Origin of the sequence: Cyclobacterium xiamenense, assembly GCF_900109255.1 — a bacterium.
In the GTDB taxonomy this organism is placed as follows: Bacteria; Bacteroidota; Bacteroidia; order Cytophagales; family Cyclobacteriaceae; genus Cyclobacterium; species Cyclobacterium xiamenense.
On sequence record NZ_FNZH01000001.1, the window covers coordinates 439,191 to 453,396 of the forward strand.

Here is a 14,206-nt window from a genome sequence, read left to right on the forward strand (position 1 = left end):
TCTTATGAATTTAACAGGACTCTCACTTAAATATAACAGGATAACGATCCTTGCCTTGCTGCTGGTAATTTTAATGGGACTCGTAGAATACGGGAACCTATCCCGGGATAGTATGCCTCCATTTACCGTACGAGTAGCAACCATCATCACCCAATTTCCTGGAGCCAGCCCAGAACGCGTCGAATCCCTTATTAGTGATAAAGTAGAAAAGATATTACAAGAAATCCCGGAAGTTAAAACAATAACAAGTACGAGCAGAACAGGCGTTTCCATTGTGAAAATGACCGTCCGGGAAGATGTTCCTGCAAATAAATTACAGTCTGTTTGGGATTTGGCCAGAAGAAAAATAGACAATATAAGGAAAGACCTTCCCGAGGGTATTTATGGCCCCAATCTAAACGACGAAAATATTGGTGTGGTATATGGCATTTTCGTTGGCTTGGAATCCGATGGTTATGAATATAATGAGCTAAAAGCCCATGCTGACAAACTTAGAGATGACCTAATAGCGCTTGATGATGCAGCCAAAGTAATTATTGGTGGTACGGTTGAAGAGCGAATACATATTGAGTATAACGATGCTAAACTTGCTCAAGTCGGACTCACTTCAGGTCAACTAAAAAATATTATTTCAGAAAGTAATATCATCATCCCATCGGGTCAAATCAATCTTGGCGAGGAACGAATAATTCTGGAATCCTCCGGAAATTTTGAATCTATTGAATCCATTCAAAATCTAGTGATACCCATAGGCCTACAAGGAGAAACGGTATTGTTAGGAGATCTGGCAACCATTAAAAGAGGCTATGTTACTCCTAAGGAATCCATTGTAAGGATAAACGGCAATCAGTCCTTAGCTTTATATGTTTCTGTAAAAGAAGGAGCTAACTTAATTGAATTAGGTAACGATGTTGATAATCTTATAAAGGACTACAATGAGACAAAATTGCCCCTTGGAATCAATGCCATGCGCATCGCCTCTCAGGATAAAGAGGTTAAGAAGAAAATCGATGTATTTATAGTTAATTTACTTCAAAGTATTGTAATCGTTCTTTTGGTTATTTTAGTTGTATTGGGATGGAGAGCGGGTGTAATCATCGCCAGTATGGTTCCGGGTACCATCATCCTTACTTTCTTACTGATGGGATTGTTTGACGTTGGGCTTAATCAGGTGACACTTGCATCTCTTATCATGGCGCTTGGATTGTTGGTTGACAATGGCATTGTAATGGTAGAGGGCTTGCTGGAAAAGCTGCATGCAGGACAATCAAAATTTGATGCGGCTGTAAATTCTGCCAAAGAGTATATGACACCGCTGCTTATTTCTTCATTAACTACCAGTGCAGCCTTTCTTTCTTTCTATTTGGCAGATGGCACTATGGGGGATATGATGGGAAATATCTTTTTAGTTATCACGATGGCGTTGCTTTCTTCATGGTTGATGGCGTTTACCATCATCCCGCTTTTTGGCAACTCACTTTTGAAAGTCCACAACGGAACAGAAGAACATAAAACCATATTTGATTACCTGAGGGGGCACTATAACAGGTACTTAGAATGGGCATTGAACAAACCAGTGCTTACTTGTTTAACTATCCTAGTGCTATTTTTCCTGTCACTTTTTGGATTTAGGTTCATCCCAAGCATTTTTATGCCGCCAAATGATAGAAATCTAGTGGTGGTAGATATTAACTATCCGCTAGGTACTAAGATTGAAACTACTGACTCAAAAGTGGCGCTTCTTGAAAGTTATATAAAAGATAGTCTACTGGTCAATGAGAATATTGAAGAAGGCATAATCAATTGGTCATCGTATATAGGTAAAGGTCCAGAGGCATATGACTTAGGGTATTTTGCCGGTGAACCTAACTCATCCTATGCCCATATGCTGCTCAATACAACATCTAATTTAGCTAACGACATAGTAATAAATAAGTTAAGGGATTTTGCGGGTAATAATCTGCTTGATGCCGAAGTAAAAATCAGTCGGCTGGTGGGATCAGGCGGTGCCGCAGCACCTATAGAAATAAGAATTGCCGGAGACGACCCAGATGAATTATTCAGGATTGCTGATAGAATCAAAACAAAACTATTTCAAACTCCCGGAACTATAAATGTTACAGATGACTGGGGGTCTCGAATTAAAAAACTATATGTAAAAATTGATGAGAATAAACTTTCAAGATCCGGCCTCACCAATCAAGATGTTGCGATTTCTTTGCTTACTTCTTTAGATGGTTTTGAGGTTGGTGAGTTTCGGGATGAAGATCAAAGTATCCCGATGACTATGAAAAGGGAAGGAATTGAGAATTTAGCGTATACGGATATTGAGAACCTGAATGTATTTTCTCAAGCCAGAGGTACAAGTATCCCATTGTCGCAAGTGGCAGAAATTGAAGTCCCTTGGCAATATTCTAAAATATTAAGACGAAAGCTTGCTCGGAATTTAATTATCCAGGCAGGCGTGGCAGACGGATACCTTGCGAGTGATATAATGGATGAAGCCATCCGTCCCTTGATGCACGAAGAGTCCCAAAAATGGGATAGTGGGTATACCTATGAATTTGGAGGAGATGCAGAAGGTAGTAACGACGCCATGGGAGCGGTTATTCTCAATTTACCTCTTTCCTTCTTTATTATCATTCTTCTCCTGGTAATTCAGTTTAATTCCTTCCGGAAAGCAAGCATCATTTTTATGACTATTCCGCTTGCTATTGTAGGTGTTACAGGAGGCCTTTTGGTAGTGGGTTCATTTTTTAGTTTTACGGCCTTTTTGGGTATAATCTCCCTCGCAGGAATTATTATAAATGATGCTATTGTCCTTATAGATAAAATGGGTAGTGAGTTAAACGAGGGAAAGGGGTTGTTGGAAAGTATCAAAAAAGCGGCAAACGATCGCTTTAGTCCTATTATGCTTACCACGCTTACCACGTCTTGCGGTATGGTTCCGCTTTGGACAGGCGGAGGTGAACTTTGGTCGCCAATGGCGATCACCATAATATTTGGACTACTTTTTGGAACAATTATCCTGCTGATTTTTGTACCGGTAATTTTTAAGCTATTATTTAAAAATAAACAAGAAGATACTGTGAACTAGATAGTAGCATTGGTGCACGCATAGACTATTGTAGCAGGCTGAATATTGCTTAAAAAAACGCGAGCCGGATTCTGTTCTTATCTTATATTAAGTTGATTTATAATTCATTCGTTATAGTTGTAAGTTAAATAGTAAACCAATGAAAAACCTAGCAGTCTTAGTTGTTCTTATTTTTACATCAATCTCTTTGAACGCCCAGTCCTTAGAAGGTTTGTGGAATACGGGTAAAGAAAACACGGTTGTTAAAATAGAAAAAGTGAATAATACGTACGATGGAACCATATATGCTTCCGATAATTTCAATGCGAAAATTGGCAACATTTTGGTCAAGGACCTTGTGAAAAGTGGGGATTCCTACAAAGGAAAAATATATGTGATAGACAGGGGAGAATGGTACAATGCAGAATTTAAACCTAAAAATGAACAGCTTGTCATTACAGTATACAGTGGCTTTGGGAAAAAGGTGATTGAATGGGATAAAGCAGGAGACTTGCCTGAAATTTTACCGGAAATCAAAATGAGTGATGTAAACACTTTTAGTGAAGAGGAAATCAAAGAGGCCGAAGAAAATTTGGATTTGGACGTAGTTGCGGAAATTTTCGGGGAATCATCAGATCTTGAAGATTTTGAGAGACGACTTAACGATCCAGCTAATAAGATTTCAAACCTTGACCTCAATAAAGATGATGAAGTAGATTATTTAAAGGTCGTAGAAAAAGAGGAAGGCGATAAGCGCACGGTTTATGTTCAAGCGGCTGTGAATGACAACACAAATAAAACAGTTGCTTCTATTGTTGTGATTAAAGATAGCAATAATGAAGTTAATGTTGAGGTAATAGGAGATGAAGCATTTTATGGTAAAAACTATGTGGTCATACCCGCTTACAGGCGAGTTCCATCCATTGTGACTTGGTTTTGGGGGCCTAGATATACCGGTTGGATATCACCCTACCGGATTGGATATTATCCGCCATACTTCCGGCCTCGAACAGTGGTAGTTAGACCAAGGCCCGTAGTTGAGCATACAACTGTCATTCGCACCAGCCCCAGACCCATTAGAAAAAGGACAATCATAATTAGGAATTAATGGGCGTTTTTGACAGGCAAAACACTTGGCTAATGGCGGCGATGTTTTCTATGTCAAATTAAAAAAGCGACCTCGTCTCGGTCATTTTTCGCCAAGGCGCAGCGAGAACTTCTCAATACCTTCTATCCAAACCGTTTCGACTTTTGCGAAGGTACCTTCTGGATGGAAAGCCACCAAATCTGCTTTTTTCCCAATCTCGATACTTCCTATTTCGTTCATCTGAAGCATTTTTGCTGGATTGAGGGACACTTGGTTTACGGCTTCGCTGGGTGTCCATCCAAGTTGTAGCATCTTCATCACCCCAGTCATCAACGTAGGGAAATGGTAGTCACTGCAGAACATGTCGACAAGGCGTTCCTTCATCGCATCCAGTGAAGACAAATTGCCACAATGCGACCCGCCTCTGACTAAATTGGGGGCGCCCATGCAGACCCATAGCCCCTGTTCTTTGGCCCTTCGGGCGGCGGCGATGCTGGTGGGCATTTCGGAAAGCACACAGCCATGCGCGGCAGCTTCGTCTACATGCGTAACCATGGTATCGTCGTGGCTTCCCAGACAAACCTGCTTGTGAAGCATTTGGCTGATGGCTGAGCGGTGGTTGATCTCGCGCATCCGGTCTATTTTTTCTTGAAGAAAACTCCTTGCTTCCGGTCGGGAAATCCCCAATCGGTGGGCATTCCTTTCTACCTCAAATTCGAAGGAGAACTGCCTTTGGCCCGGGATGTTTTCATTGAAAACTACCAACTTCAAGGCTTCAATGCTTTTGATTTCGGGTAGAACTTCCAGCACTTTATCCGTGTTTGGGTCAAGCCGTGCATGGACGAAATGCCTGACTAGGGCCGATTGGGAGCAGTTTTCCAAAGTCTTGGCATAGTGTATGGCCTCGGAAAAGGTACGGTTTTTGTCAGCATCTTCGGAAAAACTAATGGCTGTAAAAACTGTAGTGATGCCACAGGCCGCCGCACGCTGGTCCATAAAATGAAAAGCCATGTTGAGCGGGAAATTAGCGCTGGGTCTGGGGTGGATCTCTTTTTCCCAATAGTCTGAATGGATGTCGATGCAACCTGGAATAAGCCATTTGCCATTCAGATCTTCGCCTTCCAATAGATGCCTGCCCCGCCTAATATCTGTGATAACGCCGTTTTCAATGACCAACCCGCCCATGAAATCTTCGTGGGGGGTGACAATGTGCGCGTTTTTTAAAATCGTTTTTTGCATGGTTTAATAAGCTAAAGACGACAATTCCCCCAGCTCCTCGCCATAAATTTCCAATAACTGAGCTGCTTCGAGGCGTGGTTCGCCATCGTAAATAACTTGACCGTTTTTCAGGCCGATGACCCTCGTGCAAAAACGAGCCACCATCTCAGGTTGGTGAAAAACCCCTACAACAGGCATTTTGGATTTCAAAGGTTGTAACAATTGCATGATTGCCAACGCGTTGGCAGGGTCAAGGTTGGCAATAGGCTCGTCGGCTAACAAGATGGCTGGAGACTGGAACAAGGCACGTGCGATGGCTACGCGCTGCATTTCCCCACCGCTCAGCGACCCAAGCCTCCGGAAAGCCAAATCTTTGATGCCTACTTTTTCGAGGAGATCCAGGGCTTCGTGCGCTTCCTTGTCTGTAAAGCCCAATAAAATGCTCCGCCAGGGGCTAATGCTGCCCAAACGCCCGATTAGCACGTTTTCCAGGGAGGTCAGCCTTTTTACCAAATGGAAACCTTGGAACACCACGCCGATCATCTGCCTCGTTTCCCGGAGCTTTTTGCCTTTTACTCTGTTGAGTTCCCTAATTTTTCCAGCTTCGTCGATCAAGCAAACGGAGCCACTGTCGGGTTTCAAAAGGCCATTGATACACTTTAACGTGAGGGTTTTACCGGCACCGCTTTTCCCGATAATCCCAACAAATTCCCCTTTTTTTACCTCAAAAGAGATTTGGTCAAGTAATTTTTTGTCATTGGGCAATACTTTGGTGATTCCCTTTACTTGTAATTTCATCTGTTTATAATTTTTTTTAAGACTTCAGATGCCCGGATAACGCCAGTCGGAAGGGGAATCCCTGCCTACCGGCAAGCTGGTCGCATGTTTTATGATCATCCCATCGTGTGACGTATTTGCCATGCCTTTTTGCCAATACAGGCAGTCAATCTAGCATGCTCGATAATCTTTTAACTGTGTAAGTAACTTTCTCGTCCGGCTCAATTTCATGGTAGTATATTTTGAAAATGACAAATCACGTTGCCACATCAAATGTCTGAGCCCCTTATTGACCATATTTTTCGATAAATGCTTCTACTTGAAGGAAATCCTTAAAACGTTCCTCCAGGGTGACTCGATCCCAATCCCACCAAGCGATCTGTTGTAATGCTTGGCTGATGTGTTCCGGAAACCGGAATTTGATCACCTTGGCTTTTACGCCGACGGCAATCGCATAAGGGGGAATATCATCTGTGACGATGGCGCCTGATCCGACAATAGCACCAGTCCCAACTTTCACGCCTGGCATAATGATCGCACCGTGGCCTATCCACACATCATGGCCAATTAGGCAATGGTGGTCATGCCTCCATCGGAAAAAATCATGATCGTCTTCAGAATCGAACCCGTAAAGCACTCGGCGGTAGGTACAATGGTGTTGAGTAGCCCGCCATTGGGGATGGTTTCCAGGGTTGATTCGGACACTGTTGGCAATAGAGGCAAATTTCCCGATGCGCGCATAAGCCATCGAAACATTCCCGGCGGTATAGCTGTAATCCCCAAAACTGACATCGTGCGCTGAAGTGTGTGGGGCAAGGTAGGTGTAACAGCCCAATTCTACTTTGTAAAGCTTACAGGTTTCATCCACCACCGGTTCTTCTCCTAATAGCGGCAAATCCCCCTTTTTTGCTGGAAATTGGTCAATGAATTTCATTTATTTATAATTGTCTTTAATGGTCAGATGCCTGCCTGTCCGGTAGGCAGGCTTGATTTTATTCGGTTTGGATTGAGAAAATAGAATAACTAGATGATTGATTGCAAGAGTACTTAGAAAATCCATTCAGGATAATTGCTTGGGTGTTCAAATCGCGATAAATCTTCATAACGCCTCAATTGGGCAGTGTGAAGGGTGAATTTGTGCCCCTCTTTTTTAATGGTTTGATTGAGGGATATGCATCTCTCGATGAGCTGTTTTTGGCGGACGTCACTTTTTACGATGTCTTCCCCGAAATACCCAAGGGTAATGTGCCCTATAAAAGGCCGTGTCCATTGGATACCCATACGATTCATTTGTGGTGCTTGGTAAAGCTTATTCCTAAAGTAGACAATCTTGTTGTAATCCGTTTCATTGGGGATGATGCCTAAAACCCCAAAAGCAGATCCGAAAATTCCCAACCCGATCATTTGCATGACTAGTGGCTTTGGGTGTGAAAATGGCACAATTTCCCGCAATGCCTGCTCCACCATCCGTGGATAGTCCGTGGTTAAACCGGGCGTTTCTATGTGCGTTGCAAAGCGGCTGCCGGACAATAGATTGGCGATAGTTTGATGGAAACTGTCCGGCGGCAACGGGTAAATTTGATCGCGAAGCGCTCCGGTAAGTAGCTGTTGCTGGTAAGAACGAAGCTCGTCGAGCAGCGAGTCGTTTCCGCTATTGTCTTTTACCATACATACGAAGGCAAAACCCCGATAGGGCAAGGTTTCCCACTTGCCATTGACTAACCGAAATTTTTTCCCAAACTGAAAATGATCACCCTTTTCGCAAAGGGTAAGAGGTTTCACTTCACAGACCTGGTGGTCATTGTGCTCAGAGAATGAAAGATCTTGTTTCAAATACTTCATAAACCTCGCCTTTTCTAAATTCCGACCGGAAGGGAATCAAAGCGCGTTTCATGATGCGCTCTGGCTGTCAATCTTCCTTGGATAAACGTATGGCTGACTACGTACGTGCCTTCGACCCTCCCAACCAAAATCAAATCGGCATCTTTTCCTTCTTGAATACTGCCTTTGGTACTGCCTAGCCCTACAGCTTCGGCGGGATGTAACGTCGCCAACCGCGTGGCTTCTGGTAGTGAAAGTGATTTTTCCTGCTCCAACTTAAAAATGGCGTGTAGTAACGACGGCGGATAGTAGTCAGAGCAAAGCGTATTGATCAGCCGCGATTTAACAGCTTCTTGCACGTTCAGGTTTCCTGAAAGAGATCCCCCTCTTAAAATATTGGCTGCACCACCAACGGTGTACATGTTCAAAAGCCTGCCTTGGTGCGCCGCTTCGAAGTTAATGGGAAATTCGCAGATCGTACAACCCAAGTTATGCATATCAATCACTTTTACCGCGTGGTCATCGTCATGGGAAGCAATAGGTATCTGGTAGTGCAGGCAGGCTTGGGCAATACGTTGCAATTCGCCTTGGATAATTCGGTTTCGAGTGATTCTTTCTCTGAAAATTCTTTCAATTTCCGCTTTATTTTTGCTGTCTGCCTTTAAATAACGCCGGTATTTATCGCCAGCATATTGCCCTTGCCCTGGCGTATGATCCATAAACGAGAGTAATTGCACATATCCGTTTTCGATCAGGGTGAGGCAGGTGTCCACATCCTTCGAACTTGTGATTTCGTAGCGCAAATGGATACGGTTGTTGAGGATGGTCTTGGATTTGCAAAGTTGGGCGACCGTTTCGAAAAGATTGACCCGGCTGGTCGTAGCATATTCCTCGGCGGCCTGGTAGCCAAGGTAGATGGAGTGGTAGACGGTCGTAATACCGCAGCCACTCATTTTTCTTTCTAGTTCCCGGAAGGCTATGTTAACGGGGAAGTTAGCGCCCGGTCTGGGATGGATCTCCTTTTCAATGGCATCGGTGTGTAGGTCAATGAGGCCAGGCATCAATAATTTTCCTTCTGCATCCAGGTAACTCGAAAAATTTCCTGTGCCAGTTGATGGAGGATTCTCCCGGCTGACCGCTACAATTCTTCCCTCCTTAATTTCCACCGACCCAAATGGGATTACCTCTAGAGGCGTCACTATATGGGCATTATAAATCAATAGTCTTTTCATGCATCAGTAGTTTTTTTAGGAATTGGTCTTCCCGTTCACCAGCTCGACCACCCGGTCACACATACGGTGGAGTGTGTGTTCATCATGAGAGATAAGCAATACAGAGGATCCATTTTCTCGCAGTTCTAAGATCATATCTATAACAGTATTTTTAGTTTGTAAATCCAGAGAAGCTGTCGGCTCATCAATGAGCAGGAAACGGGGCTGGGAGATGATGGCGCGAGCTACATTTATCCGTTGCTGCTCCCCGCCGCTAAAAGTTGCCGGATAGGCATCGGTAAGTTCACCTGGTAGCCCCATCCGCAGCAAATATTCTTTGGCCAAATGGATGGGAGAAAAAGTATGGCCGGTTTTCCGTTCCCGCAGCCCGGCTGCAACAATTTCGACCGCAGGAACCCGGGGTATAGCGATCAAAAACTGGGGGCAATACGTAATTTCTAACTTGCGCAAGGCAAGTACTTCGTGGTCGGTAGCGGTGACAAGGTCGGTGGCGCCCAAAGTTCTAGAGTGGTATTTGATACTACCTGTGCTGCTCAGATAGGTTCGGTAAATGCATTTCATTAGGGTAGATTTACCCGAGCCCGACTTTCCGACCAACCCAATGACTTCCCCTTCCCGGATTGTGAGCGAAATATCATCGAGCGCCAAAATCCGCTTTCTGCGGAGGTTATGCAACAGAAACTCTTTGCGCAAGTGTTCTATTTCTAGGATCGGTTTCATGTATCTTCCCTTAAAGCAGTGAACTAACCAGCAATTGCGTATATGGATGCTGCGGATCTTCCAATATTTGATCGGTGAGTCCATGTTCGACGATCCGCCCGTTTTTCATGACCAAAGTCCGGTTAGTCAACATCCTGATTACGCCCAGGTCATGGGATACAACCACCATGGAGATATGGAGATCGCGTTGGATTTCTCGGATAAGGTCGAGCACTTTGGCCTGGATGGATACATCCAAGCCTGTGGTGACTTCATCGAGCAGCAATAATGGGGGGTTATTGGCCATGGCCTTGGCAATTTGCACCCGTTGTTGCATACCCCCGCTGAAATTGGCGGGTGCATCGTCCATTCGTTGTAGGGGCACTTCCGTGCGGTCCAATAGTTCAGAAGCCCTTTCCCGTATTTTACCGACGTGGAAAACTCCAGCCATTAACAGTTTTTCTGCAATGTTCCCTCCGGATGAAAACCGAAAATTTAATCCATCCCGCGGGTTTTGATAGACCATGCCAAGCAAATGGTTGCGGATATAGCGCTTTTTATCGTTAGGTTCGGTCAGCAAGTTGGTCGTCCCAGATTGGTATTTGGAAAGAAACACCTCTCCTTCGCTGGCTTCCAAATCGAAATACAGTTGCTGAACTACGGTGCTCTTCCCCGAACCGGATTCCCCGACAATACCCAAAACTTCACCAGGGTAAATGTCGAAGTTGATGTGGGCACAGGCAACGATGCTACCCGTATCGGGGCAGATGTTCGTATGAAATGCTGGCCCGGTCTTTTGCAGGCAGCCTGGACGGTAAGGTCCGTAAACTTTGGTCAAGTTCTGAACCCGGAGCAACCAATTATTTTCGTTCATTTTGTTCGGTTTTGTGTTCTTCCAAATAAGGGTTGGTATGCTGCAAGATAGCCTGCCTGTTTTTCCTTTTATCGAGATAGTTGCTGTCGTTGATAAGGTGCTTTTTCTTCCCACCTTCTTCGTAGATTTCGTCGAGAAATGCAATCTCCTCTTGGGTGACTTCGCAAGGAGTTCCCAAAAACTTTTCTATTTCAAACGTTACATCGTCGAATTCTAACGCTTCAACTTCGGTATGGGGAGGGATGGCGTAAAGACGCTTTTCCCGGCCTGCACCAAACAGGTATAGGCAATCGCTTTGGTGCAAGTTGGGTACGTCCCAGCGGGGGATGGGCGAAGGGGACATGATATAACGCCTATTTACCATTACCGGATAGCCCGCCCCATGCATAATGGCCCCATATTTCACATAAGCTTCGTACAGGGAAATCCACATTTTCGCATAATTCATCTCAGCGTGCATTTCCCGGGTATTCTTCTCGTATCGTTCCACCGACCGCAAAGGCTCGGGCTGGGGTACTTGGAAAACCATGATCTGTTGGTCGGTCAGTTTCTCCTCGGTAATGCGGTGGCGGGTTTGGATTATGCTGGCCTGGCTGGTGTCAAATGTAACTTTACATTCGGCAGCTGCATGTACAAAATCACGCAAATTACAGGCATTGACGCTCTCGTCATTGCCTTGGTCGATGATTTTGAAGATATCCTTTTTACCGATAATGGCCAGGGTTACATGCAAACCGCCAGTCCCCCAACCCCGTGCAATGGGCATTTCGGGGGAAGAATAGGGCACTTGATAACCGGGTATACACACAGCTTTAAGCAATTTTCGCCTGATTTCCTTTTTGGTAGCTTCATCGATGAAGGCATAGTTGTACGGTCTGTTAAACTTTTTGGTCTTGATCATGGATCTAAAAGGCAAAGAACCACAAGGCCCTGTGCATCGTGGAAAATTTTAAAACAAAATCGGGAATATCAATCACTGGTTTTGGCTTCACGCGCCATAGCTTTTCTCAAGTTTTTCAATTCGGATTGGAAAGTCACGTAATGGGGTAGTTTTAGGTGGTTTGTAAATCCCATCGCCTCAATTCCTTCCGTGTGGTAAAGCACAAATTCCTGGTCGTTGGCCGGTGCATCTTTATTGGTTTTTCGCATGGCCCGGTCAAGGATGCCCATACAGATAGCTTTCGTCTCGTTTTGTCCAAAACAAAGGCCGTAACCTATGGCAATGTAGGGCACATTCTTTTCGCGGTTGGTTTCGGCTTGGGAAGCCATTTCTGCTTCGGTGACCATGATCTTGCCGATGTATCGTCGCTTCCCTAGCCGGTCGGTGACATGGATTTTGGTGTACCCTACGCGCAGTTCGCCAACGGTGGGGTGCACTGCCCCATAGCCCCGCATCGCGCTGTACCCTAAGGCCATAATGCTTCCGGTTTCCCCTCTCGCCATCATCTGTAGTCGAGCGGAACGTGGGGCGGGAAAACGCACAGCTTCACGGGTAATATCCATGAGGCGATTGTCTTCTCGGTCGCCCACTTCTTTTAGCAATCCTTGCTCCCTCAAAATGTCGATCACTTTGCTAAATGTTCGGGGCAATTTTTTTGGCACTTCCGCTAGTTGGTTTTCATACTTGGAGAAAAATGCTTCTATTTCCTCGTCGGCTTCAAAGGCAAGTTCGGTGTCGAGTAATCGTTGGGTATAATCGCGGGTTGGCCCCAGTACCTGCCCACCAGGAATTTCCCGAAAGGAAGCAGAAATACGGCGTATGACTTGCATATTCCGCGTGTCAAGTGGCTCGGAATAAAAGTTTCGGCTTAATGTAGCCCGGAAGGCGCGTAAAATAAAAGCCGCTTCCAAAACATCCCCTTCGGCTTGTTTTACGGCCAATGCACCGTATTCTGTGGAATAAAGTGATCCTTCCCCCATCACCCTGTCTATCCCTAAACGGAATTGGCCCCTCAACTGGTTCACCTCAATCGATTTCGTGCCCGACTGGAGCCGATAGTACTGCACCAACTGGCGCGCATTTTCAATCGCCTCTTTCCCTCCTTGAACCGCTACATATCCCATTTTTTCATTTGTTTATAATTGTCTTTTTGTGGTCATCCCGACTAGTCGGGACAGGCTATGGAATCTCGCATAACTTATAATGATCCCGGTGTGTGACGGGTATGTCCTACCTGCCTGTCCGGTAGGCAGGCTCGGTTTCATAGGTTTAAAATTGTCGTCAAGCGGCCATATGATATCATGCATTATTTAATAACCCTTGCACTATGTTTCGCCTTCGACTTCTTCGAGTCCATCTCTTTTTCCAAAAGTAACGTTCGTTCCATCCCGCCGTTTTCACCTTTCCCAATCCAACTTGGTAGACCGGGGGATAGCGGAAATTAAACCTGATTTGGTCACCAAAAAGGTGTCAACACCCAAGGGGTAATTCTCATTTTTTTCGCGTAATGCGTGCCAGAAGTTTTCGCTTTTGCCGGAAACATGCAACGTCTTTGCTTGGTCTATTCCTGGGCCTTTCAGCGTTATTGCCATTGTTCCTTTTAGCGGTTCATTACTTATTTCGTTGATTTCCGCGATCAATGTGGAGCCGCTTTCAGGATATTCTGCCGTCCCTAATGGAGCTTTTTGCACCCAATTGGTTTCCATAGAGACCGATCCAAAAAGAAAATCGGCTTTTTCCAAAGGGCAGGATCGGCTTCCAGTTTGCCTTTGGAAATACGATGATGCTTCAGAGAGGGAAGGATGTATCCAAAAACTGGTATATTCATTCAATAAAGCAAAGCCGATCAAAGCCGCTGGTAGGCCGAGTCCGGTTGGCATGGCCAACGGCACATCTGCCAAACCCGCGATTTTTCCCGGCCGGGCCATGCAGTCTAAAAGCACCCTGAAATGGCGTTGGGCATCAAAAATTGGGTCATATGGTGTTGCGTTCGCCATCATGGGTGCGCGTCGTCCATTAGCTTAAAATCTACAGCTGATTGCATAATTTTCGTGTGCGCTTCGGTCTCCGCCTTCATGATTTGGGCCTTTTCAGCATTCAAAAACGCATCGATTTCGGGCCAATTTCTGTCTTTTAGTTTGCTTAGGGTATCCAGTACTGCGATGCAATATGCCCGTTCCGGCTGGTCTTCTAACACGATCCCCAAACCGGATTCCTTGCCTATTACTACCTCACAAGTGGTGGTGAGCGCTTCGCCCAAAAAGAACGCTTGCCCTTCTACTGAATCTTCCGCTTTGACCATGGTCAGGCATATCTCGGGCGCCTTGCTGACTGTGATCTCGTATTGGTCTTCCAGCTTGGCCACAAAGTCCACCAAATGCTTCAAAGGGCATTCGCACAAAATATAATCTCTTTCAATTAATTCCATAATACGTATAGCGATCAACTTTTCCCAAAGTAACAAGGGCGTTATTTGAAAGAT

General features: G+C 45.1%; 13 protein-coding genes. 2 read left to right on the forward strand and 11 right to left on the reverse strand.

The window, feature by feature from the left end:
• Positions 1-4 precede the first annotated feature (4 nt).
• A complete protein-coding gene (locus tag BMW71_RS01545) occupies positions 5-3,097 on the forward strand; it encodes an efflux RND transporter permease subunit (protein ID WP_092168503.1) in 3,093 nt (1,030 codons plus the stop codon).
• 139 nt (positions 3,098-3,236) lie between these two features.
• Positions 3,237-4,184, forward strand: a complete 948-nt coding sequence (locus tag BMW71_RS01550) for a DUF2147 domain-containing protein (RefSeq protein WP_092168506.1) — start codon at positions 3,237-3,239, stop codon at positions 4,182-4,184.
• 81 nt (positions 4,185-4,265) lie between these two features.
• Here BMW71_RS01550 and BMW71_RS01555 read toward each other — a convergent pair whose 3' ends face one another.
• The 11 genes from BMW71_RS01555 to phnG form a co-directional block, all read right to left on the reverse strand.
• Positions 4,266-5,402, reverse strand: a complete 1,137-nt coding sequence (locus BMW71_RS01555) for an alpha-D-ribose 1-methylphosphonate 5-triphosphate diphosphatase (RefSeq protein WP_092168509.1) — start codon at positions 5,400-5,402, stop codon at positions 4,266-4,268.
• A gap of 3 nt (positions 5,403-5,405) precedes the next feature.
• The gene (locus tag BMW71_RS01560) at positions 5,406-6,179 is read right to left on the reverse strand and encodes a phosphonate ABC transporter ATP-binding protein (RefSeq protein ID WP_092168511.1); all 774 of its coding nucleotides are present in this window, start codon (positions 6,177-6,179) and stop codon (positions 5,406-5,408) included.
• Between the two features lie 265 nt (positions 6,180-6,444).
• Complete coding sequence (locus tag BMW71_RS01565; RefSeq protein WP_092168514.1) at positions 6,445-7,092, reverse strand: LbetaH domain-containing protein; 648 nt, start codon at positions 7,090-7,092, stop codon at positions 6,445-6,447.
• Positions 7,093-7,205: 113 nt separating this feature from the next.
• The gene (locus BMW71_RS01570) at positions 7,206-8,000 is read right to left on the reverse strand and encodes a hypothetical protein (protein ID WP_092168517.1); all 795 of its coding nucleotides are present in this window, start codon (positions 7,998-8,000) and stop codon (positions 7,206-7,208) included.
• Between the two features lie 14 nt (positions 8,001-8,014).
• A complete protein-coding gene (locus BMW71_RS01575) occupies positions 8,015-9,211 on the reverse strand; it encodes an alpha-D-ribose 1-methylphosphonate 5-triphosphate diphosphatase (RefSeq protein ID WP_092168520.1) in 1,197 nt (398 codons plus the stop codon).
• A 15-nt stretch (positions 9,212-9,226) separates the two neighbouring features.
• Positions 9,227-9,931, reverse strand: a complete 705-nt coding sequence (locus tag BMW71_RS01580; RefSeq protein WP_092168523.1) for a phosphonate C-P lyase system protein PhnL — start codon at positions 9,929-9,931, stop codon at positions 9,227-9,229.
• Between the two features lie 10 nt (positions 9,932-9,941).
• Positions 9,942-10,784, reverse strand: a complete 843-nt coding sequence (locus BMW71_RS01585; RefSeq protein ID WP_092168526.1) for an ATP-binding cassette domain-containing protein — start codon at positions 10,782-10,784, stop codon at positions 9,942-9,944.
• On the reverse strand, positions 10,771-11,685 hold the full coding sequence (locus tag BMW71_RS01590) for an alpha-D-ribose 1-methylphosphonate 5-phosphate C-P-lyase PhnJ (protein WP_092168529.1): 915 nt from the start codon (positions 11,683-11,685) through the stop codon (positions 10,771-10,773). The genes BMW71_RS01585 and BMW71_RS01590 overlap by 14 nt, the downstream gene beginning before the upstream one ends.
• Before the next feature lie 68 nt (positions 11,686-11,753).
• Entirely contained in the window at positions 11,754-12,848 is a 1,095-nt protein-coding gene (locus BMW71_RS01595) for a carbon-phosphorus lyase complex subunit PhnI (RefSeq protein ID WP_092168532.1), read from the reverse strand.
• A 273-nt stretch (positions 12,849-13,121) separates the two neighbouring features.
• Entirely contained in the window at positions 13,122-13,724 is a 603-nt protein-coding gene (phnH, locus tag BMW71_RS01600; RefSeq protein WP_092168535.1) for a phosphonate C-P lyase system protein PhnH, read from the reverse strand.
• Positions 13,721-14,152 carry a phosphonate C-P lyase system protein PhnG gene (phnG, locus tag BMW71_RS01605; protein ID WP_092168538.1) on the reverse strand — a complete coding sequence of 144 codons (432 nt, stop codon included), beginning with the start codon at positions 14,150-14,152 and terminating at the stop codon, positions 13,721-13,723. The genes phnH and phnG overlap by 4 nt, the downstream gene beginning before the upstream one ends.
• Positions 14,153-14,206: the final 54 nt, after the last annotated feature.

Coding starts and splice junctions, on each gene's coding strand:
- BMW71_RS01545 (WP_092168503.1), top strand. CDS start 5: ATGAATTTAACAGGACTCTCACTTAAATATAACAGGATAACGATCCTT.
- BMW71_RS01550 (WP_092168506.1), top strand. CDS start 3,237: ATGAAAAACCTAGCAGTCTTAGTTGTTCTTATTTTTACATCAATCTCT.
- BMW71_RS01555 (WP_092168509.1), bottom strand. CDS start 5,402: ATGCAAAAAACGATTTTAAAAAACGCGCACATTGTCACCCCCCACGAA.
- BMW71_RS01560 (WP_092168511.1), bottom strand. CDS start 6,179: ATGAAATTACAAGTAAAGGGAATCACCAAAGTATTGCCCAATGACAAA.
- BMW71_RS01565 (WP_092168514.1), bottom strand. CDS start 7,092: ATGAAATTCATTGACCAATTTCCAGCAAAAAAGGGGGATTTGCCGCTA.
- BMW71_RS01570 (WP_092168517.1), bottom strand. CDS start 8,000: ATGAAGTATTTGAAACAAGATCTTTCATTCTCTGAGCACAATGACCAC.
- BMW71_RS01575 (WP_092168520.1), bottom strand. CDS start 9,211: ATGAAAAGACTATTGATTTATAATGCCCATATAGTGACGCCTCTAGAG.
- BMW71_RS01580 (WP_092168523.1), bottom strand. CDS start 9,931: ATGAAACCGATCCTAGAAATAGAACACTTGCGCAAAGAGTTTCTGTTG.
- BMW71_RS01585 (WP_092168526.1), bottom strand. CDS start 10,784: ATGAACGAAAATAATTGGTTGCTCCGGGTTCAGAACTTGACCAAAGTT.
- BMW71_RS01590 (WP_092168529.1), bottom strand. CDS start 11,685: ATGATCAAGACCAAAAAGTTTAACAGACCGTACAACTATGCCTTCATC.
- BMW71_RS01595 (WP_092168532.1), bottom strand. CDS start 12,848: ATGGGATATGTAGCGGTTCAAGGAGGGAAAGAGGCGATTGAAAATGCG.
- phnH (WP_092168535.1), bottom strand. CDS start 13,724: ATGATGGCGAACGCAACACCATATGACCCAATTTTTGATGCCCAACGC.
- phnG (WP_092168538.1), bottom strand. CDS start 14,152: ATGGAATTAATTGAAAGAGATTATATTTTGTGCGAATGCCCTTTGAAG.